We start from the raw sequence: 19,121 nt of genomic DNA, 5'->3' as shown, positions 1-19,121 counted from the left end.
CGTGGGAGCCGGGAGCTACTAGCGCATCCGCTAATCGCTGCAGCGCTGTGTCCGTTCAGCGCGCGAAACGGGCGCCGTGGTGCAGCGTCGGGACGTCGTTCACCACACGCGCGTGCGGGAAGGTGAATTCAATGTCGGTCCGTTCTGCGCCGACCGGCTCGCCCTGCACCCGCACGCCGACGGCGAACAGCAGCGCGCAGCTGGGACAGTAGTAGCGGCGCGCGAGCACGCCGCCGCCGGTGGAGTCGCCCGGCGCGCTCGCTTCCACGACCAGCTGCTCGGTCGTGACCGCGCGCAGACGCGGATCGCGCCCCGCCGGCCCATAGCTGTAGCCGCACTCCGCGCAGTCGACGTGGGTGCGGTCGTCCTCGCCGTGCCGCAGCACGAGCGTCTCGGTCATCGCTCTCCTCCTCGCCCGCCGCAAGCGCCTACCGCTCGGTCGGCCAGACGAGGCGACACTACCACCCGCGTGTAGGCGAACGCAATGGCTGTTGCCTACCGTCAGGTCGACAGTCGTGCCGGACCCGGCGCAATCGAGCGACCCGCGGTGGCGTGGAGCAGCCGCCTGGCTGCCGCGCTCCGCCCCGGCCACGACTGGCGCTAGCGCCAACCACATGCCCTGCGCCCGCGCCCTAGAGTCGCCGCGATGGCACGCGACTTCCAGGCCCCTTTCACGCTGCCGGCAGGCGCCGTGCAGCTGCTGCTGGTGCGCCACGGCTCCTCCGCGCGCGTCGCCGGGGAGCAGCCCGGCGCGCTCGTCGACGGGCACAGCGACCCACCGTTGTCGGACGCCGGGCGCCGGCAGGCGGAGCTGGTCGGCGAGCGGCTCGCGGGCGAGCGGCTCAGCGGGCTGTTCGTCACGCCGCTGCGCCGCACCGCCGAGACGGCCGCCCCGCTCGCGCGGAAGCTGGGGCTGGCACCGGTCGTGATCGGCGATCTGCGCGAGGTCCACCTCGGCGCCTGGGAGGGTCAGCTGCACGCGCGCCTCGCCGGCCGCGACCCGCTCACCGGCGAGGTCTTCGCGGCCGAGCGCTGGGACGTCATACCCGGTGCCGAGGCGATGGAGGCGTTCGCCGCGCGGGTGCTGCGCGGGATCGACCACGTCGCCGACGTGACCAAGCCCGACGAGACCGCGGTCGCCGTCGTGCACGGCGGCGTGATCGCGGAGGCGTGCCGCCAGACGACCGGCAGCACCCCGTTCGCCTTCCTCTACGCCGACAACGCCTCGATCACCCGCCTGATCCGGCTCCCCAGCCGCCGCTGGGCGCTCGCGGGCTTCAACGACGTGGGGCATCTGAGCGCGCTGCGGGAGCCGGTGCGATGACTGACCTCGAGAGGGTTCTCGCCGAGCGCGCCTGCGAGCGGCTGATCGTCGAGTACGCACGCCGCGTGGACTTCGGCGAGGCGAGCGGGATCGCCGACCTGTTCACGGACGACGGCCGCTGGCAGGGGACCGAGCTGGTGCTCGACGGCCGCGAGCAGATCCGCGCGTGGTTCACCAGACGCGAGGGCCTCGCCCGCCGCGTCTCGCGCCACGTCTTCACGAACCTCGCGGTCGAGCTGCTGTCGGCCGACGAGGCCGTCGCCACCAGCTACATGGTCAACTACCGCCACGATCGTGCCGACGGCGACACCAGCCTGCCGGTCCCGGCGCGCGCGCCGAAGTACGTCGGCGAATGCCACGACCGCTTCCGCCGCACCCCCGACGGCTGGCGCTTCGCCGAGCGCCGCGTCGAGGTCAGCTTCGTGCGCCCGCGCGGCGGCTGAGCGGCCGGCTCAGGTGATCGTCAGCTGGCCGTGATGGTGCGGGCTGGCCGCGACGATGCGCGCGCGGCCGGCCGCCTTCGCGCGGTAGAGGGCGGCGTCGGCGGCGCGGTGCAGTTCGTCGACGCCGGTCGCGTGGGCGTCGCTCTCGGCCGTGCCGGCGCTGAAGGAGACGTGGAACAGCTCGCCGTCGTCGGCTTCGAACTGCTCGCGCGAGAACGTGTCGAGCAGATCCTGCAGCCGGCGCATCGCGTCGCCGGCGCCCATCCCGTACATGCCGACGACGAACTCCTCCCCGCCCCAGCGCCCGACGACGTCCTCGCCGCGGAACGCCTGGCGCAGCAGGTCGCCCATCCGCCGCAGGACGGCGTCGCCGAGCGCGTGTCCGTAGCTGTCGTTGACGCCCTTGAAGCCGTCGAGGTCGATCACCGCGAGCGACAGCGGCTCGCCGAAGCGGCGCGCGAGCTGCACGAGCCGCTCCAGCCGCTCCAGCGATGAGCGGCGGTTCGGCACGCCGGTCAACGCATCGGTGTCGGCGAGCAGTTGGTGCAGCCGCCCGCGGTCGAGCCGGTTGCGGATCCGCGCGAGCAGCTCCGCCGGCACGACCGGCTTCGTCAGGTAGTCGTCGGCGCCGGCGTCGAAGACGCGCTGCAGCGTCTCGGGGTCCGCGTGCTCGGTCAGGAACAGGACCGGGACGGTCGCCCAGCGCGGGTCGTTGCGCAGCACGCGGCAGAGGTTGATCCCGTCGACGCCGGGCATGTCGACGTCGAGCAGCACCACGTCCGGGCGCGTGCGCTCGATCTGCTGCCAGACGGCCAGCGGATCGTCCTGCGCGACGACGTCGATCCCCTGCGGCGCCAGCAGCGTCGCGATCGTGTCGAGCACGACGCGGTCGTCGTCGACGGCGAGCAGCGTGACGACGTCGCGGCGCGTGCGCTCCAGCAGCTGCACGACCTGGTCGAAGACCTGCGGCACCGGCACCGACCGCGGCGCGAAGCCGCGACCGCCGCGGCGCGCGACCTCGACGCGGTCGACGAAGCTGTCCTGCATCGTCAGCACGATCACCGGCACGCTCGCGGGCTCCGCCGTCAGCTGCGACAGCAGCTCCAGCGCGTCCTCCGTGCCGTCGTCGAAGGTCAGCCCCAGCAGCGCCGCGTCCGGCCGCTCCTGCGCCGCCAGTCGCCGCCCCTCGGCGGGCGAGACCGCGATCCGCGGCCGCAGTCCGCGCAGCATCCCTTCCGCGGCGAAGCGCTCGGCGAGATCGGCATCGCCGTCGATCACGAGCACGGTCGCGGTGCGGCCGGCCGGCCGCGGCTGCTCCGGCAACGGCAGCGAGACCGCCGGCGGCTCCAGCAGCGCGTCGCGGATCCCGAGGATCAGCTCGTGCGCGTGCTGCGTCTGCGCGGGCTCGAGCGCCGCCGGTTGCGCCAGCAGCCGCTCCAGCTCGATCGCCGCGGCCGTCGTCTGCGGGAAGCCGAGCGTGCCGAGCGAGCCGGCGAGCTTGTGCGACGCGCGCACGGCGCGCGCGCACTGCTCGCCGTCGACGCTGCCGCGCCGCAGCGCCAGCACGGCGTGCTCGATGACCGCGACCTGCCGGAAGATCGTCGCGCGGTGACGCAGCCAGATGCGCCCGAGCGGGGACGACGCCTGCGGATGGTCCACCGCAGTCGCATCCGGCTCACCGTGCGTGGGACCTGGCATCGAACCTCCGAGACGACGTCGAGGACTGGACTCTAGCCCCACCCTTCCCCGAAGTCGCGTTCGGTGTTCTCACACAGCCGGCTTCTCGAACACCATCCGGTGGTGTTCGAGCAGCTCGCGCTCGAAGCAGACGCTGTTGGCGCTGACGCCGGAGGTGAAGGCGAGGCGGAAGTCGGCGCTCGTCAGCCAGTGCGGCAGCAGGCGCAGCTTCAGCAGCAGCTTCTGCGGGCTGCGCTCGCCGAAGCGGCTGCGCCATTGCTTGATCGTCTCGATGTAGTCGAGCCGGCCGCTGACGCTCGACACCAGCGTCAGGCTCGGCGCCGCGGTGCGGACGATCTGCTCCTGACCGAACGGCAGGAACGAGCCCGGGAACTGTCTCTGCATCAGCGCGACGTACCAGGCGTCGGAGTCGCGCGGAGCGTCGATCGAGACCTCCTCGATCGGGATCATCTGCGGGCCGAAGACCATCGTCTGCAGGTACAGCCGGCCGCCGGGCGGCAGCAGGCCGGCGATGTTGGCGAAGAGGTCGCGGTAGACCTGCTCCTGGCGCCCGGCCGCGTAGTCCTGCGGAGAGCAGAAGTGTTCGAACGCGCCGAGGCTCGCGACCGCGTCGAAGCCGCCGCCGAAGGTCTCGGCCGTGACGGTGCGCGCGTCGCGCAGGTGGACGTCGAGGCCGTGGCGTCTGCACGCCGCGGCCTGGGCGCTGGAGAGCGTCACGCCGACGCCGGTCGCACCGCGTCTGCGGATGTCGTTCAGCAGCGGGCCCCAGCCGCAGCCGAGGTCGAGCACGCGCCGGCCGGGGCCGATCCCGATCTGCTCGGCGACGTAGTCGTGCTTGCGCGCCTGCGCCTGCTCCAGCGTCAGCGAGAAGTCGCCGTCGTACTTCGCGCCGCTGAAGTCCGCCAGCTCGCCGAGGCTGAGACGGAAGATCCGGTCGATCAGCGAGTAGGAGAAGTCGAGGTCTCTGCTGTCGGCCATCCGAGCCCTCACCTACCCACAAGTTCGCCGATCGCCTCGGCGAATACGGCGTGGTGGCGGTCGACGTCGGCGACGGAGGTCTGCGGGCACATCAGCGCCATCGCGTGAAACGGCGTCAGCAGGACGCCGCGGTTGGCGAGGTAGACGTGCAGGAAGTCGTCGAGGTCGGGCTGGTGCGCGGCGTTCGACTCGCCGCCGTTGCGCGGCGCCGGTCGCGCGAAGCGGTACTCGGCGCGAGCGCCGAGCTGCTGGATCGACCACTGCAGCCCGTGCTCCTCGATCACCTGCCCGACGCCGGCGGTGAAGCGCGACGCGAGCGCGATCATGTGCGCGAACGCGTCCGCGGTCAGGACCTGCTCCAGCGTCGCGCGCATCGCGGCGATCGAGATCGGGTTGCCGGCGAGCGTGCCGCCGACGCCGCCCATGTCGACGAGGTCCAGCTCGGTGTGGCGCGCGATCTCGGCCGCGAGCTGCTCGGAGAGCCCGTACGCGCCGCACGGGATCCCGCCCGCGAGCGCCTTGCCGATCGTCAGCACGTCGGGCTGCAGGCCCCACGCGGCGGTCGCGCCGCCGGGGCCGGCGCAGAAGGTGTGCGTCTCGTCGTTGATCAGCAGGGTGCCGTGCGCGCGCGTGATCTCGCGCACGCCCTCCAGGTAGCCGCGCTCGGGCAGCACGATCCCGATGTTCGTCAGCGCCGGCTCCATCAGCACGGCCGCGACGTCCCCGTGTCGGAGTTCGCGCTCCAGCCGCTCGAGGTCGTTGTACTCGGCGACGCGGCTGGTCAGCGTCACGTCGCACGGCGCGCCGACGTTGCCCTCACGGCTGGCCGCCTCGCCGTCGGGTCCGATCACGATCAGCGACTCGTCGACGGAGCCGTGGTAGCAGTACGAGTTGACGAGGATCTTCGGGCGCCCGGTGATCGCCCGCACGAGCCGGATCGCCCAGCGATTGGCGTCGGTCGCGGTCAGCGAAAAGCTCCAGTACGGTAGCCCGAAGCGCCGCGCCAGCTCCGCCCCCACCCACTCCGCGTCCTCCGTCGGCAGCATCGCGGTCGCCCCGCCCAGCTCCGCGTAGCGCCGCTGCACGGCGGCGACGGTGGCCGGCGGCGAGTGCCCCGCCATCGCGCCCGTGTCGCCGAGGCAGAGGTCGACGTGCTCGTGCCCGTCGAGGTCGGTGACATGCGCGCCCTGGGCGCGATCGAGATACAGCGGGAACCCGGCCGCGGTCTTGTTCATCCACGTCATCGGCACGCGTCCGAAGAGGTGGTCGGCCGCGTCGTAGGCCGCGCGCGAGCGCGGATTGCGCGCGGCGAACTCCGCCCGCTCGCGCGCGAGCAGGCCGTCAAGGCGATCGGGGGAGATCACATGCGCACGCTATCCGCGCGACGGCACCGTCCGCAACTCTGCCTCCCGCGCGCGGCGTCGACCGGCGTGGCGCGTGCAGGGCCCGCGCGCTCCGACCCGTGGAAGGGCAGGACCGCTGACGATGAAGACCGCGGCGAATCGCCGCGCTGCTCGCGGCTGGGACGTTGCTTGCGCTGAGACGCCGCCGCTCAGACGAGCGGCAACGCAAGCGGCTGCGGACGGCGGGCGAGCCGCCAGACGGCGAGCGCGACAGACCGCTCAGCAGCGCCGCGCCGATCCCCAGCGCGGCCCACACCCACGCGGGCGCCGTTGGACGGCTGGGCCGGGCCGATCGGCGGCGTCTCGTGCGTCAGCTCCGAGGCTCGCGCCGACCGGCTGGACCGCCAGTCTGACCGAGCGCAGCGCCAGGCTGCGCGTCAACCGGCCCGGCAGCCGCACCGTCTCGGGCAGCGCCTGGCGGCTGACGCGCGTGTGATCGCCGGCGCCGTGTTGGACAGCAAAATCCCGTCCGTGCTGGCGCATCGGCGGTGGGTCGGCTGGGGAGCACCGGCACTTCTTGGTCGCTCAACGACCAAGAAGTGCCGGTGCTCGCGCCGTCGGCCGATCTCGCTCAGATCGTCAGCGCGGCGCTGCAGACCTCGCCGGACGGGCTCGTCGCGCGGGCGCTGACGCGGTCGCGGCCGGAGCCGTCGGCGAGCTTGCGCTCGACGGAGAAGGAGCCGCTGCGGGCGTTCGTCGTCGCGCGCGTGGAGACGGCGACTCTGCCGTTGCGGCGCAGCACGACGTTCCAGGTGACGCCGCTGCGGTTCTGATCGACCTCGAACTCGGCCTCCAGGCGGCCGTCGTCGGGCTTGACCTTCAGCTTCGCGGTCGAGCCGTCGGTGCAGCTGCCGACGACGAGCTTGCGACCGCGGTTGCCGCCGCCGTTGTCGTCGCCGCCGCGACGGCCGCCGTTGTCGTCGCCGCGCCTGTCGTCGCCGCCACGGCCGCCGTGGTCGTCGCCCGCGTCGTGGTTGGGGCCGTCGTCGGCGCCATGCTTGGCGAGCGCTGTAGCGGGCACCGCGGCGGTCGTGAGGATGGCGAGGCCGAGCGCCAGTGTGCGTGAGGTGGAAAGCATGTCGTCTCCGATCCGAGGGGAACAGGTCGAACGTCATGCTGCCCCGCGGCGGGTCGCGGTCACAATGGGACTTAGGTCGCAGTGCCGTGCGGACGGCCGCCGCGACGGGCAACATGGTCGGGGTGCAGCGGACGACCGACACCGACGGCAGGCGAGCGCGACGCGGCCGCCGCGGCGCGCGCGACGCCGCTGCCGGCCGCGGGCGCGCGTCCGCCGCCGACGCTCCCCCGCGCATCGGCGCCGCCGTCGCCCGCTTCATGCTCGGCAGCCTCGTCGCGATCGCCGTGATCGTCGTCGGCGGCTACTTCGCGCTGCGCCAGGTCGCGATCGACGAGGCGGAGCGCGACACGCGCGAGCGCGTCGAGGCCGCGGGGCGCGTCGTCGAGGCGGCCGGGCTGACCGACGGCGTCCTGCGCGGCGATCGCAGAGCGCTGCAGAGACTCGACGAGCTCGTGCTCGGCCAGGTCCTGACCGGCTCGATCGTGCGCGTCAAGCTGTGGACGCAGGACGGCACGATCCTCTACTCCGACGAGCCCGCGCTGATCGGCAGACGGTTCCAGCTCGGCGAAGAGGAGCGGGAGCTGTTCACCGACGGCGGCGCCGACGCGGAGCTGAGCGACCTGTCGCAGCCGGAGAACCGCTACGAGCGCGCCGAGGACAAGCTGCTGGAGGCGCACACGACGATCCGCACGCCGGACGGCACGCAGGTGCTGTTCGAGATCTACCAGCGCTTCAGCTCCGTCAGCGCCAGCGGCGAGCGGCTGCTGCGCGCGTTCGCGCCGCCGCTGCTGGCCGGGCTGCTGGTGCTGCTGCTGTTCCAGCTGCCGCTCGCGTGGTCGCTGGCGCGGCGGCTGCAGCGCGGCCACCGCGAGCGCGAGCAGCTGCTGTCGACCGCGATCGAGGCCTCCGCGCAGGAGCGCAGCCGGATCGCCGCCGACCTCCACGACGGCGTCGTGCAGGATCTCGCCGGCGTCGCGTTCGGGCTCGCGCCGCTGGCCGCCGAGGCCCGCGCGCGCGGCGACGAGGGCGACGCCGCGGTGCTCGGAGACGCGACCGCGCGACTGCGCCAGGGCGTGCGGGACCTGCGCACGCTGCTGGTCGAGATCCACCCGCCGAACCTCGACTCGGCGGGGCTGGAGGCCGCGTTGAGCGACCTGCTGAGCCCGCTCGCGAGCGCCGGCGTCGCGACCTCGCTGGAGATCTCCGACGCGGCGGCCCAGACGGACGGCGACAGCGCGGCGCTCGTCTACCGGGTCGCGCGCGAAGCGGTCCGCAACGCCGCCGCGCACGCTGCGCCCGGCAGCGTGCGGATCGAGCTGACGCGGCCGGTCGCGGGGTCGGTGCGGCTACTGATAGCCGACGACGGCCGCGGCTTCGCCCACGCGACCCGCGAGCGCGGCGCCGCCGACGGCCACCTCGGCCTGACCCTGCTCGACGGTCTCGTCGCGCAGGCCGGCGGAAGCTTGGAGGTCCGCTCGCACGAGGGCGGCGGAACGCAAGTCGAACTGGAGCTGCCGGCATGAGCGGCCCGCGCGGCGACGCGCCGGACGACACGGGCGGCGGGCGCGAGCCGGGCGGCGCCGGAGGCCTCGGCGATCGACGCGAGGCGAGCGGCGGCGCACCCATCCGCGTCCTGCTCGCCGACGACCACGGCGTGATCCGCGACGGGCTCGGGCGGTTGATCTCGGCGCTCGACGGGCTCGAGCTGGTCGGCGTCGCGGCGGACGGCGCGCAGGCGCTGGCGCAGACGCTGCGGACCGAGCCCGACGTCGTCCTGATGGACCTCGAGATGCCGGTCATGGACGGGATCGAGGCGACGCGCCGGATCCTCGCGCAGCGGCCGCAGACGGCGGTGCTCGTGCTGACCTCCTTCTCGGATCGCCCGCGGATCGTCGGCGCGCTGGAGGCCGGCGCGTGCGGCTACCTGCTCAAGGACGTCGACGCCGAGCAGGTCGCGGAGGGGATCCGCGCCGCCGCGCGCGGCGAGTCGCCGCTTGACCCCCGCGCAGCCCGCACGATGCTCACGGCCCGCACGGCGCCCGACCCGCTCGCCGCGCTCTCGGCCCGTGAGCGCGAGGTGCTGACGCTGCTGGTCGAGGGGCTGCCGAACAAGCTGATCGCGCGGCGACTGGAGATCAGCGAGAAGACGGTCAAGTCCCATCTCACGAACGTCTTCCGCGCGATCGGCGTCAGCGACCGCACGCAGGCCGCGCTGTGGGCGGAGCGCAACGGGCTGCGCGGCGGGGGCGGCTGAGCGCACCCCGACCAAAGTCCCATTGCATCGCGGACCGCCGAGGCGCCACCGTGGTAGGCGATCCCGTTGCTGCGCCCCGTTCTCATCCTCTCGCTCGTCCTGGTCGCCCTCGCGGCACCGACCTCCGCGTCCGCCAAGCACGGCGGCGGCGACGAGGCGCGAATCGAGGCGACGTGCGGCAGTGGGGTCTCAGCCGAGCTGCGCGCGAAGGCGAAGGACGGCGCGATCGCAGTCGAGCTGCGGATCGACAGCCGCCGCTCCGGGGAGCGCTGGCGCGTCGTGCTCGTGCACGAGCGCCGTGTCGCCTGGCGCGGCACCGTCCGCACCCGCGGCGGCGGCGACCTGCGCGTGCGCCGCACGCTGCCCGACTTCGGCGGCGCCGACGAGATCACCACGCTCGCCTCCGGTCCGCGCGGCGTCCGCTGCCAGGCGACGGCCGTGCTGAGCGGGTCCTAGCGCGCCCCCGCGAGGTTCGTGACGAACGACGTGTCGATCTCGATCTCGCCGACGGGCAGGCGCTGCAGGTGGGCGAGCGACGCGCAGCCCGTTCGTCAGGTGGACGGCGCTCCGAGCTCCAGCGGCTGCAGCAGCCGCCGCGGCGCGCTCAGCGCGCGGCTGACGAGGTCGTCGCGGCCGCGAGCGGGATCGGTGCGCTCCGTCTCGACGTCCTGCGGCGGCGGGACGAGGCCGCAGGCGGGACACGCGCCGCCCGGCTGCAGCTCGCTCCCGCACCGCGCGTGACGGTGGCTGCGGGCGGGGCCGCCGTCGCCGGCGCGGTCGGCGCCCCAGCGCATCAGCGCATGCAGCGCCGGCCACAGCGCGCGCCCGTCGGCGGTCAGGCGATAGCGCGGGCGGCCCGCATGGCCGGGGTCGTCCAACCGCTCCATCAGCCCTTCGTCGACCAGCGATCTGAGCCGTTGCGACAGCACCGCGCGCGGGATGTCCAGCCGCGCGGCGAAGTCGCCGAAGCGCTCGACGCCGTAGAAGGCGTCGCGCACGATCAGCAGCGTCCAGCGCTCGCCGACGACCTCCAGCGCGCGCGCCAGGCCGCAGTCCTGGCCGTCGTAGGTCTTGCCGAGCATGCACGGAAGTCTAGTGATTGAACTGATGCGGTGGTAGGGTGACCGACGCATGAGTTCAGTGATCGAACCGCGGTCGGAGAGCAGCGCGGCCGGCACGAGCGGCGCGGCCGAGGCAAGCGCCGCCGCCCGCATCGTCCTCCCCGTCGCCCTCGCCGCCACCCTCCTGGTCCTGATCGCCTTCACGAGCGCGATCACGACCGTCGGCGAGACGGCTGCGACGCTGGACGCGGGGATCTCGTGGCAGACCTGGGTCCTGTCGGCGATGAGCCTCGGGCTCGCGACCGCGCTGCTGAGCACCGGCGCACTCGCCGACCGCCACGGCCCGCGCCGGATCCTCGCGCTCGGCGCGCTCGGGCTGCTCGCCGCGTCCGTGCTGGCCGCGGCCGCACCGACGATCGCCGTCTTCGTCGCCGCGCGAGTGCTGCAGGGGGTCGCCGGCGCGGCGGTGCTCGTCGCGACGCTGGGGCTGATCGGCCTCGCCTTCGCCCCCGGTCCGCAGCGCGCGCACGCGACCGGTCTGTGGGGCGCGATGGTCGGCGGCGGGATCCTGCTCGGCCCGCTGCTGGCGGGCGCGCTCGCCGACGTCGCCGACTGGCGGCTCGTGCACTGGCTGGAGGCCGCCGGCGCGCTCGGGATCGCGCTCGCCGCCGCACGCCTGCCGGACCTGCGCGCCGACCGCCGCCACCCGCTCGACCCGCCCGGCGTGGCCGCGCTCGCCGGCTCGATGGCCGCGCTCACCGCCGGCCTGATCTGCGGCCGCTCCAACTGGACGAGCACCGTCACGATCGCACTGCTGGCCGGCGGCGTCGTGTTGCTCGGCCTGTTCGTCGCGATCGAACTGCGCCGCAGCGCGCCGATGCTCGATCTGCACCTGTTCCGCGCGCCGCTGTTCGTCGCCGCCACCGCCGGCTCGCTGTTCCTCGGCCTCTCGACGATCGCGACGATGAGCTACCTGCCGCTGATGACCCAGCGCGCGCTGCACACCTCCGTGCTCGGCAGCGCCGCGGTGCTGGCGATCTGGTCCGGCACCTCGACCGTCGTCGCCGCGCAGGCGCGGCGCCTGCCGAAGCGGTGGGACGGCCGCCACCCGCTGATCGTCGGCTGCCTGCTGTGCGCGGTCGGCCTCGTCGCGCTCGCCTTCCTGACGACCGACTCGACGTGGGTCGCGCTCGCGCCCGGGCTGCTGATCGTGGGCGTCGGCAGCGGGCTGTCGAACGCCGCGCTCGGCCGGCTCGCGGTCGAGGCGGTCCCGCCCGAGCGCGCCGGCATGTCGAGCGGCGCCTCCAACACCGCCCGCTACCTCGGCGGCGCGGCCGGCGTCGCGCTGACCGTCGCGATCGCCACCGGCGACGGCACCTCCCACGCCGACCTGATCGCCGGCTGGAACCATGCGGCGCTCGTCGGCGCGGCCCTGATCGCGCTCGGCGCGGTCGTCGCGGTGCTTGCGAACCGCCGGCGCTGACGGCGCTCCCGACCAGTCCGGTCGCGATCGTGAACTTTTCCCCGCGGACCCGTCGCCCCGCGCGATGATGCAGGCATCTGACTGACGCCGCGCGACCAGGTCACGTCCAGACTGGTCATGTGACCGCGCGCCGCCGGCGCGACGACCGACCAAGGAGCGCCACCGTGAGCACGATCACCGTCAGAGACGGCACCGAGATCTACTACAAGGACTGGGGTGCCGGCACACCGGTCGTCCTCTCCCACGGCTGGCCGCTGAACTCCGACAGCTGGGAGGCGCAGGCGCTGTTCCTCGCCGCCAACGGCTGCCGCGTGATCGCGCACGACCGGCGCGGCCACGGCCGTTCGACGCAGACGTGGGGCGGCAACGAGATGGACACCTACGCCGACGACCTCGCGGAGCTGATCGAAGCGCTCGACCTGCAGGGCGTCACGCTCGTCGGCTTCTCGACCGGCGGCGGCGAGGTGGCGCGCTACGTCGGGCGCCACGGCACCGCGCGCGTCGCCAAGTTCGTGCTCGTCTCGGCGGTCCCGCCGTTCATGCTGCAGACCGACGACAACCCCGGCGGCGTCCCGATCGAGGTCTTCGACGGCATACGCGCGGACTCGATCGCGGACCGTTCGCAGCAGTACAAGGACTTCGCCGACGGCCCGTTCTTCGGTCGCAACAGAGGCATCGAGGTCTCGCAGGGCGTCCGCGACTCGTTCTGGCTGCAGGGGATGACCGCCGGCCATCGCAACGCGTACGAGTCGATCGCGGCGTTCTCGGCGACCGACTTCCGCCCCGACCTCGACAAGGTCGACGTCCCGACGCTGGTGATCCACAGCGACGACGACCAGATCGTCCCGTTCAGCGTCGGCGGCGAGGCCTCGGCGGCCCGCATCAGAGGCGCCCAGCTGAAGGTCTACAGAGGCGGGCCGCACGGCATCACCGACACGCACAAGGAGCAACTCGGCGCCGACCTGCTCGAGTTCATCACGTCGTAGACCCACGACGCACCGTGCAGGAAACGATCCAACAACCGCAAAGAGGGGCACCATGAGCCGCGACGGAGCCCGAGGCGGCCTCATGACGATCCGGCTCACGCACATCGGCGGGCCGACGGCGCTGATCGAGGTCGGCGGCTGGCGGCTGCTGACCGATCCGACGTTCGACGCGCCCGGCCGCAGATACGACTTCGGCTGGGGCACGTCGTCGCACAAGCTGACCGGCCCGGCGATCGCGGCCGACCAGCTCGGCCCGATCGACGCGGTGCTGCTGAGCCACGACCACCACGGTGACAACCTCGACCCCGCGGGACGCGCGCTGCTGCCGTCGCTCGGGGTCGTGGTCACCACCGTCCCCGGCGCCAGACGGCTCGGCGGCAGCGCGCGCGGACTGGCGCCGTGGGGCACGACGCGGCTGGAGGCGGAGGGCAAGCCGACGCTGGAGATCACCGCCACGCCGTGCCGTCACGGCCCGCCGTTGAGCAAGCCGATCGTCGGCGAGGTCGTCGGCTTCGCCGTGAGATGGGAGGGTCAGCAGGACGGCGTCCTGTGGATCTCCGGCGACACCGTGCTCTACGACGGCGTGAAGGAGGTCGCGCAGCGGCTGCGGGTCGACACCGCGATCCTCCACCTCGGCGGCGTGAGGTTCCCGATCACAGGCCCGCTGCGCTACACGATGACCGCGGCGGAGGCGATCGAGCTGATCGGCCTCGTGCGCCCGCGCACCGCGATCCCGATCCACTACGAGGGCTGGAAGCACTTCCGCCAGGGTCGCGACGCGATCGAGCAGGAACTGGCCGGCGCGCCCGCCGACGTGCGCGAGCGGGTCCGGTGGGTGCCGATCGGGGAGCCGGTCGAGCTGGCGTAGGGCGGTCGCGAGCTGCGCGCCGGGTTGGCGGCGCGTGAACCGCCCACGTGCGGCTGCAACTTCACCTGCACAGGCGAGCGAATCGACGGGGCGCTGGTAGCTTGGCCAGCGGCCCCGACGTTCCCTGTCGCACGTGCAGACCACCCCCGTCACCTTCCGCTGGCGCCGTGCCGGCGCGCTCGCACTCCTGCTCGCCCCGTTCGCGGCGGCGCCGGCGAGCGCTGGTCCGAGCAAGGGCGAGCTGCAGCAGCAGCTCGGCACCGCGCACCAGCACGAGCAGACGCTGCAGGGCACGATCGACCGCGAGAACGCGCGCATCAACGGCTTCCAGGGCACGATCGACGACCTCACCACGCGCGAGCGGGCGATCCAGGCGACGCTCGACCGCGAGAGCGAGCAACTGCACGAGACGCAGCGCGACCTGCGCGACGCGCGCGCCAAGCTGACGAGGCTGCGCACGCAGCTGACGCACGACCGCAAGGCGCTCGCCGAGCAGCTCGTCGCGCAGTACGAGCTGCCGCAGGAGGACATCGTCTCCGTCGTCGTCAACTCGCACGGCTTCAGCGGGCTGCTGGAGCAGATCGACGACCTCGACCGCGTGCGCGAGCAGAACGTGCGCGTCACGACGCGCGTCGGCGAGGCGCGGCTCGCGGTCGCCGAGCAGACCCAGCGGCTGTCGAGAATCGAGGCCAGACGCAAGCTGATAGCCGACGCGACGCTGGTGCAGCGCGACCAGGTCGCACGGCTCAGAATCGCCGTCGTCGACCGCCAGATGGCGATCGTGCGCGAGCGCTCGCGTGACCGCGGACAGCTCGGCGCGCTGCAGGACCGCGCCGCGGCGCTGCAGGGGTCGCTGAAGAAGATCGAGCGCCAGGAGGCCGCTGCCGCCGCGCGCGCCGCAGCCGCCGCGGCAGCACCGTCGGCGCCGGCAACCGGCGCCGCGCCCGCGCCCGCGAGCGCCCCGTTCGCCTCGCACGGCGGCTCGACCGGCTTCTTCCAGGCGCCTGGGACGAACTACAGCGTCGGCGTCGAACCGACGCTCGCGGCCCGGCTGGACCAGCTCGGCAAGGCGCTCGGCCTGCACCTCGAAGGGATCTCCGGCTACCGCACGCCGCAGCACTCGGTCGAGGTCGGCGGCTTCCCGAACGATCCGCACACGCGCGGCGAGGCGTCGGACACGCCCGGCGTCGAGGGTGTGCCGGAGGCGACGCTGAACGAGTACGGCCTCACGCGCCCGTTCGGCGGCGCCGCCGAGGCCGACCACATCCAGCTGCTGGGCGGCGGTTGAACGATGTCAGCGAATGTGAGCGCCCGGTGAGAGTGGCTTGACGGACCGCGCGATGACCGTCACGGTGAAGGAAGGTTGAGCATGGAGGCGTCACGAACGATTGCCAGCGATCGTGTGCAGATCGCCCCGGGCGGACGGCGCCGCGGTCGCGTTCGAGTGCTCGTCGGCATGCTCTTGCTGGCCGTCGTCGCCGTCGTCGGCCTGATCGCCGCCGTGCTGCTGCTCGGCGACGCGAGCCTCGTCCCGGACGCCGGCAACGGCCTCGCGACCGTCGACGTCGAGGCGCTCGGCGGGACGCTCGTCGGCGCGACCGCGCATGACGCGCACGGCCACGCCGTCCCGCTCGCCGTCCACGACGGCCGCATCGTGCCGCGCTCCCACGTCGCCCCCGGCGCGCTGCTGACGGTCACCGCGACCGTCAGACGCCCGAGCTGGACCGGCTGGGCGCTCGGCAAGCAGTCGCGCCAGAGACTGACGATCCGCACCCCGAAGGCGGGGCTGCGCACGAGATGGACGACGGTCAGATCGGGCTCCGGCCTGCGCGTGGCGTTCGCCGCGCCGGTCGCGCGGCTCGCCTACGGCACCGCCGGCCACATGCACCACGTCGTGCTGCACCATCCGCGCCGCGTCGTCGACCTCGGCGGGCAGGCCGCGGCCGGCACGCTGCTGGTGAGCGGCGCGCCGCGCACGTGGGAGGGGCTGCCGAGAGCGGCGCCCGTGACGTGGTTCCCGGCCGGCAGCGCGACGACGGCGGTCGTCGATCCCGCACCCGACGCGTCGATCTCCCCCACGTCCAAGCTGACGCTGACCTTCTCCAAGCCGCTCAGCGCGCTCGGCTCCGCGAGACCCACGTTCGCCGCGCCGGTCGACGGCACGTGGAGCCGCCGCGACAGCCACACGCTCGTCTTCACGCCGAGCGGGGTCGGCTTCGGCCTCGGCGCGCACGTGCAGCTGACGCTGCCGGCGGGGGCGCAGCTGGTGAGTGGAGGCTCCACGACCCAGACCATCTCGGACACCACCGCCCCGAGCGGCGCCACGGTCTCCTGGACCGTCCCGCCCGGGTCGACGCTGCGCCTGCACGAGCTGCTCTCGCAGCTCGGCTACCTGCCGCTCGACTTCCACTCCGACGCCGCCCCGGTCGCCGCCGGCGACGGCGCGCAGCTGCGGGCGGCGATAGATCCGCCGAGAGGCAGCTTCGACTGGCGTTGGGACCTGCCGAGCCAGCTGACCTCGCAGTGGAACCCGGACACCGAGACGGCGATCACGAGAGGCGCGCTGATGGCGTTCCAGAGCGATCGCGAGCTGACCGTCGACGGGCTCGCCGGGCCGGACGTGTGGAGCGCGCTGATCGCCGCCGCGCGCGAGCACAAGACCAACGCGCACGGCTACAGCTACGTGCTCGTCCACCGCGACGCCGCGCAGCAGACCGCGACGCTGATCCACAACGGCAAGACGATCATCACGACGCCCGGCAACACCGGCGTGCCCGCGGCGCCGACCGAGCTGGGCACCTTCCCGGTCTACCTGCGCTACGACGAGACGACGATGTCCGGCACCAACCCGGACGGCTCCAGATACGTCGACCCGGGCATCAAGTGGGTCTCCTACTTCAACGGCGGCGACGCCCTCCACGCCTTCGACCGCGCCTCCTACGGCTCGCCCCAGAGCGTCGGCTGCGTCGAGCTGCCCGAGTCCGCCGCGGCGAAGATCTACCCCTACACCCCGATCGGCACGCTCGTACAGATCGCGGCGTAGGCCGCGCTGTTCGCGACCGATCGGTAGGACGACGCGCCGGGTCCTCAGGGATCGGGCAGCGTCTCCAGCTGCGTCAGCAGTGCCGCGAGGCTGTCGCGGTACGGCGGCGGCGGGTCCTTCATGAAGTAGCCGCCGTCGCGCTGCTCCAGCAGCCCGATCCGGACGAACCCCTCGACGTGCTCGTCGATCCCTCCGTGGGGGCTGACGCCCGCTGCGCGGGCGAGGCGCGCCTTCGACCAGCGCTCGCCGGGCGGCTCGCTCAGGAGCGCCTCGAGCGCCATCCGCCGCGGCCGCGAGCCGAACAGCCAATCCCGTCGTGTCAGGGGTTTTGCACCACGCCGCGCTGTCATGTAGAATCTATTTCTACAATATGGACCGCATCGGCAACAGCGCGACCGCATCGAGACCGACGCTCCGGGCACTGCCGGGCGGGCTCTACGACGCGGCCGCCGACGGGCGCGACGGGCAGCGCGGCGGACGGACGAACGGGCATGCCATGGCGTCGGCGCCGGGCGAGTGCGCCGTCAGCCGCGGTGCCGTGCGCGCCGGGGAACGCAACGAGCCGTGGACGCTCGCCGCCTCCCTCCCCCTGCGCAGGCTCGCCGGCGCCGCCTATGCCATCGGGATAGACCTCGAGCTGGCGCTGCGGATCGCGCTCGAGAGCGAACTCGCATGCCGGGATCTGCGCGACGCGGGGGTCGACCCGGCCCTGCTCGACGCGGCCGCCGCGGCGCAGCGCGTCGACGGTCAGCTCGACGCGGCCGCCAGCGCGTACCTGCGCCGGCTGACCCACGAGCGCGACAGCCCGCGCCGCGACGTCGACGACGCCGTCACCGTCGGCCTGCCGGCGCGCCTCTCAGCGCGACTGCTGCGGGCCGACCTCGACCACCTGCTGAGCACCGCCGACATCGCCCGCGCGATCAGGTGGGAGACCGCGGCCGTGCTGACCGGCCGCACGATCAGCGAATGGGCGCCGCTCGCCGCCCTGCGGCTCGCCGCGCCCGCGCCGCCCAGCCCGGCCGCGGCATAGCCCGAGCGCTCCGACCGAGGAGCGGGGACCGGCGCCCGAGGACCGAAGGACTACTGCTGTAGAGGAGCGGCAAACTTGCGCTCCTCTCGGGCGTGGCCGCGCCGCCCGTGCCGCACGCGCCGCACGGATGGGCCGCGGCTATGCGTCGAGCCGCATCGCCGTGTCGGCTGCGGCGGCGCGGCGGGTGCGCGCAGCCGCGGCGACGGCGGCCCAGCCGGGCTGCAGCGGAGCGAGGGCGAGTTGGCGGCGGATCGCGTTGGCGCGCCCTATGCGGGCGGCGAGGCGCTGCTCGTCGATGATCGGGACCAGGCGCGTCGCGTCGCGCGCCTCGGCGGCGAGCTGCCAGGCGTTGTGGCGCAGCGCGGCGCGGCGCCTGCGCGGCGGCTCGTGCAATGGGTGCTCGCCGCAGCGGCAAGGGTGGCGGACGAACAGCCATTCGAGCGCGTCCGCGGCGTGCGGGCCCGGTGGAACCGTGCCGAGGATCGCGGGATGGAAGACCTCGACCGCGATCCCCGTCACCTCGTCGCCGTCGATCGCCTTCGGCGGGAAGCTCGCGCCCGCCGCGCCGCCTCCGGCGCACGTCGCCGCGACTCCGCTCGCCAGCAGCGCCTCGTGCAGCGACGCGATCCCGGAGACCGTCACCGGCCGCCCCGTCGCATGCTGCAGCCCGAGCGCCAGCTCCGCCACCGCCCCCAGCTGCGCGCCCGAGCCGTCGGCGTCGAAGACCGTCAGCCAGTAGCCGGACACGTCGAGCGGCGCGTACAGCTCGATCAGGCGATCGACGACGTCGCCGCCGGCACGCCCACGCGCCACCGCACCGCCCGCGCCCCCGCCCGCCGGCGCCCCAGCCACGCCGTCGCGCGCCGCCGCGCCGCCCACGCCATCGCGCGCCGCCGCATCGCCGCGGGCCGAACCAGCCACCAACCCCCTCCCCCGCACCGCGATCCCTGCGAACAGCTCGCGCGGCGGGGCGTCGGGGCGCTGGGGCGGCGGGCGCCAGGCTTGGCGTTCGTGCCAGGCGGCGATCGTCGCGTGGGCGAGGCCGAGGTCCTGCTCGCGGCCGTACGACAGTTCCGCGTCGCAGACGTGGGCCGGCGTCGTCGCGAGCGTGGCGCCGGCGGACAGCTGGGCGTCGAGGAACGCCTCGGCGTAGTCGGCAAGCGCCGTCGCCGACATCCGCGTGCGCTCGACGTGCAGCGGATACGGCTGTGCGAACGGCAGCGCCGCGAAGCCGCGGCCGCGAGCGGCGACGGGCAGCTGGTTGAGGTGCGCCTGCCCCGCCAGCACCACCCCCAGGCCCTCGTCGGCGGCCCGTGCGATCAGCGCCGTCTCAGCCGCGGCCTGGCGCAACGGCAGCGCGATCGCGCCGACGACGTCGCGCTGCTCCCGCACCACGTCGAAGCCCGCACGCGGCGCCGCCCACGCCACGAGGGAACGCCGATCGATCCGCGGATGCCGCGGAGCCTCGCTGT

19 protein-coding genes are annotated in these 19,121 nt (G+C 74.0%); 11 read left to right on the top strand and 8 right to left on the bottom strand.

From position 1 onward, the window contains the following. Positions 1-55 precede the first annotated feature (55 nt). Positions 56-400, bottom strand: coding sequence for a hypothetical protein (locus tag Q7L65_RS18385; protein ID WP_304723338.1), 345 nt, complete (start codon positions 398-400; stop codon positions 56-58). 246 nt (positions 401-646) lie between these two features. Here Q7L65_RS18385 and Q7L65_RS18380 point away from each other — a divergent pair, with 246 nt between their 5' ends. Next, positions 647-1,324, top strand: coding sequence for a histidine phosphatase family protein (locus Q7L65_RS18380; protein WP_304723336.1), 678 nt, complete (start codon positions 647-649; stop codon positions 1,322-1,324). Next, entirely contained in the window at positions 1,321-1,767 is a 447-nt protein-coding gene (locus Q7L65_RS18375) for a nuclear transport factor 2 family protein (protein WP_304723334.1), read from the top strand. The genes Q7L65_RS18380 and Q7L65_RS18375 overlap by 4 nt, the downstream gene beginning before the upstream one ends. Positions 1,768-1,776: 9 nt before the next feature. Here Q7L65_RS18375 and Q7L65_RS18370 read toward each other — a convergent pair whose 3' ends face one another. From Q7L65_RS18370 to Q7L65_RS18355, 4 genes are all read right to left on the bottom strand, one after another. Beyond that, a complete protein-coding gene (locus tag Q7L65_RS18370; protein WP_304723332.1) occupies positions 1,777-3,465 on the bottom strand; it encodes a diguanylate cyclase in 1,689 nt (562 codons plus the stop codon). Positions 3,466-3,534: 69 nt separating this feature from the next. Beyond that, on the bottom strand, positions 3,535-4,443 hold the full coding sequence (locus tag Q7L65_RS18365; RefSeq protein ID WP_304723330.1) for a cyclopropane-fatty-acyl-phospholipid synthase family protein: 909 nt from the start codon (positions 4,441-4,443) through the stop codon (positions 3,535-3,537). Positions 4,444-4,451: 8 nt separating this feature from the next. Continuing rightward, the gene (locus tag Q7L65_RS18360; protein WP_370552591.1) at positions 4,452-5,804 is read right to left on the bottom strand and encodes a transaminase; all 1,353 of its coding nucleotides are present in this window, start codon (positions 5,802-5,804) and stop codon (positions 4,452-4,454) included. A gap of 613 nt (positions 5,805-6,417) precedes the next feature. After that, the gene (locus tag Q7L65_RS18355) at positions 6,418-6,924 is read right to left on the bottom strand and encodes a hypothetical protein (RefSeq protein ID WP_304723326.1); all 507 of its coding nucleotides are present in this window, start codon (positions 6,922-6,924) and stop codon (positions 6,418-6,420) included. An 86-nt stretch (positions 6,925-7,010) separates the two neighbouring features. On the opposite strand from Q7L65_RS18355, the gene Q7L65_RS18350 reads away from it, so the two are divergent. The 3 genes from Q7L65_RS18350 (at position 7,011) to Q7L65_RS18340 (ending at position 9,634) form a co-directional block, all read left to right on the top strand. After that, positions 7,011-8,447: a sensor histidine kinase gene (locus tag Q7L65_RS18350; protein ID WP_304723325.1), complete on the top strand. Its 1,437-nt coding sequence runs from the start codon at positions 7,011-7,013 to the stop codon at positions 8,445-8,447. After that, the gene (locus Q7L65_RS18345; protein ID WP_304723323.1) at positions 8,444-9,178 is read left to right on the top strand and encodes a response regulator transcription factor; all 735 of its coding nucleotides are present in this window, start codon (positions 8,444-8,446) and stop codon (positions 9,176-9,178) included. The genes Q7L65_RS18350 and Q7L65_RS18345 overlap by 4 nt, the downstream gene beginning before the upstream one ends. A gap of 66 nt (positions 9,179-9,244) precedes the next feature. Further along, a complete protein-coding gene (locus Q7L65_RS18340) occupies positions 9,245-9,634 on the top strand; it encodes a hypothetical protein (protein WP_304723321.1) in 390 nt (129 codons plus the stop codon). 95 nt (positions 9,635-9,729) lie between these two features. Here Q7L65_RS18340 and Q7L65_RS18335 read toward each other — a convergent pair whose 3' ends face one another. Then, complete coding sequence (locus Q7L65_RS18335; protein ID WP_304723318.1) at positions 9,730-10,260, bottom strand: helix-turn-helix domain-containing protein; 531 nt, start codon at positions 10,258-10,260, stop codon at positions 9,730-9,732. 49 nt (positions 10,261-10,309) lie between these two features. On the opposite strand from Q7L65_RS18335, the gene Q7L65_RS18330 reads away from it, so the two are divergent. The 5 genes from Q7L65_RS18330 to Q7L65_RS18310 all read left to right on the top strand — a co-directional run bounded on the left by Q7L65_RS18330 (position 10,310) and on the right by Q7L65_RS18310 (position 16,619). After that, positions 10,310-11,722: an MFS transporter gene (locus Q7L65_RS18330; protein ID WP_304723316.1), complete on the top strand. Its 1,413-nt coding sequence runs from the start codon at positions 10,310-10,312 to the stop codon at positions 11,720-11,722. 164 nt (positions 11,723-11,886) lie between these two features. After that, entirely contained in the window at positions 11,887-12,708 is an 822-nt protein-coding gene (locus tag Q7L65_RS18325) for an alpha/beta fold hydrolase (protein ID WP_304723313.1), read from the top strand. 82 nt (positions 12,709-12,790) lie between these two features. After that, positions 12,791-13,576 carry an MBL fold metallo-hydrolase gene (locus tag Q7L65_RS18320; protein ID WP_304723312.1) on the top strand — a complete coding sequence of 262 codons (786 nt, stop codon included), beginning with the start codon at positions 12,791-12,793 and terminating at the stop codon, positions 13,574-13,576. A 133-nt stretch (positions 13,577-13,709) separates the two neighbouring features. Next, on the top strand, positions 13,710-14,864 hold the full coding sequence (locus tag Q7L65_RS18315) for a D-Ala-D-Ala carboxypeptidase family metallohydrolase (protein WP_304723310.1): 1,155 nt from the start codon (positions 13,710-13,712) through the stop codon (positions 14,862-14,864). A gap of 168 nt (positions 14,865-15,032) precedes the next feature. Further along, positions 15,033-16,619 (top strand): L,D-transpeptidase family protein, encoded by a 1,587-nt coding sequence (locus Q7L65_RS18310; RefSeq protein ID WP_304723308.1) that lies wholly within the window; start codon positions 15,033-15,035, stop codon positions 16,617-16,619. 44 nt (positions 16,620-16,663) lie between these two features. Here the strand turns inward: Q7L65_RS18310 and Q7L65_RS18305 are convergent, their stop codons facing one another. Then, entirely contained in the window at positions 16,664-16,900 is a 237-nt protein-coding gene (locus tag Q7L65_RS18305) for a hypothetical protein (RefSeq protein WP_304723306.1), read from the bottom strand. An 89-nt stretch (positions 16,901-16,989) separates the two neighbouring features. Between Q7L65_RS18305 and Q7L65_RS18300 the strand changes: the two genes are divergently transcribed. After that, entirely contained in the window at positions 16,990-17,649 is a 660-nt protein-coding gene (locus tag Q7L65_RS18300) for a hypothetical protein (RefSeq protein WP_304723305.1), read from the top strand. A gap of 138 nt (positions 17,650-17,787) precedes the next feature. Here Q7L65_RS18300 and Q7L65_RS18295 read toward each other — a convergent pair whose 3' ends face one another. Beyond that, entirely contained in the window at positions 17,788-19,077 is a 1,290-nt protein-coding gene (locus Q7L65_RS18295; RefSeq protein WP_304723303.1) for a hypothetical protein, read from the bottom strand. Positions 19,078-19,121: the final 44 nt, after the last annotated feature.

This window comes from Conexibacter sp. CPCC 206217, from assembly GCF_030646165.1.
Lineage (GTDB): Bacteria > Actinomycetota > Thermoleophilia > Solirubrobacterales > Solirubrobacteraceae > Conexibacter.
This window is presented reverse-complemented; position numbering and strand designations above follow the sequence as displayed.

Bases quoted from the DNA above. Each gene is read 5' to 3' on its own strand.
- Q7L65_RS18385 (WP_304723338.1), bottom strand. From the start codon at position 400: ATGACCGAGACGCTCGTGCTGCGGCACGGCGAGGACGACCGCACCCAC.
- Q7L65_RS18380 (WP_304723336.1), top strand. From the start codon at position 647: ATGGCACGCGACTTCCAGGCCCCTTTCACGCTGCCGGCAGGCGCCGTG.
- Q7L65_RS18375 (WP_304723334.1), top strand. From the start codon at position 1,321: ATGACTGACCTCGAGAGGGTTCTCGCCGAGCGCGCCTGCGAGCGGCTG.
- Q7L65_RS18370 (WP_304723332.1), bottom strand. From the start codon at position 3,465: ATGCCAGGTCCCACGCACGGTGAGCCGGATGCGACTGCGGTGGACCAT.
- Q7L65_RS18365 (WP_304723330.1), bottom strand. From the start codon at position 4,443: ATGGCCGACAGCAGAGACCTCGACTTCTCCTACTCGCTGATCGACCGG.
- Q7L65_RS18355 (WP_304723326.1), bottom strand. From the start codon at position 6,924: ATGCTTTCCACCTCACGCACACTGGCGCTCGGCCTCGCCATCCTCACG.
- Q7L65_RS18345 (WP_304723323.1), top strand. From the start codon at position 8,444: ATGAGCGGCCCGCGCGGCGACGCGCCGGACGACACGGGCGGCGGGCGC.
- Q7L65_RS18335 (WP_304723318.1), bottom strand. From the start codon at position 10,260: ATGCTCGGCAAGACCTACGACGGCCAGGACTGCGGCCTGGCGCGCGCG.
- Q7L65_RS18330 (WP_304723316.1), top strand. From the start codon at position 10,310: ATGAGTTCAGTGATCGAACCGCGGTCGGAGAGCAGCGCGGCCGGCACG.
- Q7L65_RS18320 (WP_304723312.1), top strand. From the start codon at position 12,791: ATGACGATCCGGCTCACGCACATCGGCGGGCCGACGGCGCTGATCGAG.
- Q7L65_RS18310 (WP_304723308.1), top strand. From the start codon at position 15,033: ATGCTCTTGCTGGCCGTCGTCGCCGTCGTCGGCCTGATCGCCGCCGTG.
- Q7L65_RS18305 (WP_304723306.1), bottom strand. From the start codon at position 16,900: ATGGCGCTCGAGGCGCTCCTGAGCGAGCCGCCCGGCGAGCGCTGGTCG.
- Q7L65_RS18300 (WP_304723305.1), top strand. From the start codon at position 16,990: ATGGACCGCATCGGCAACAGCGCGACCGCATCGAGACCGACGCTCCGG.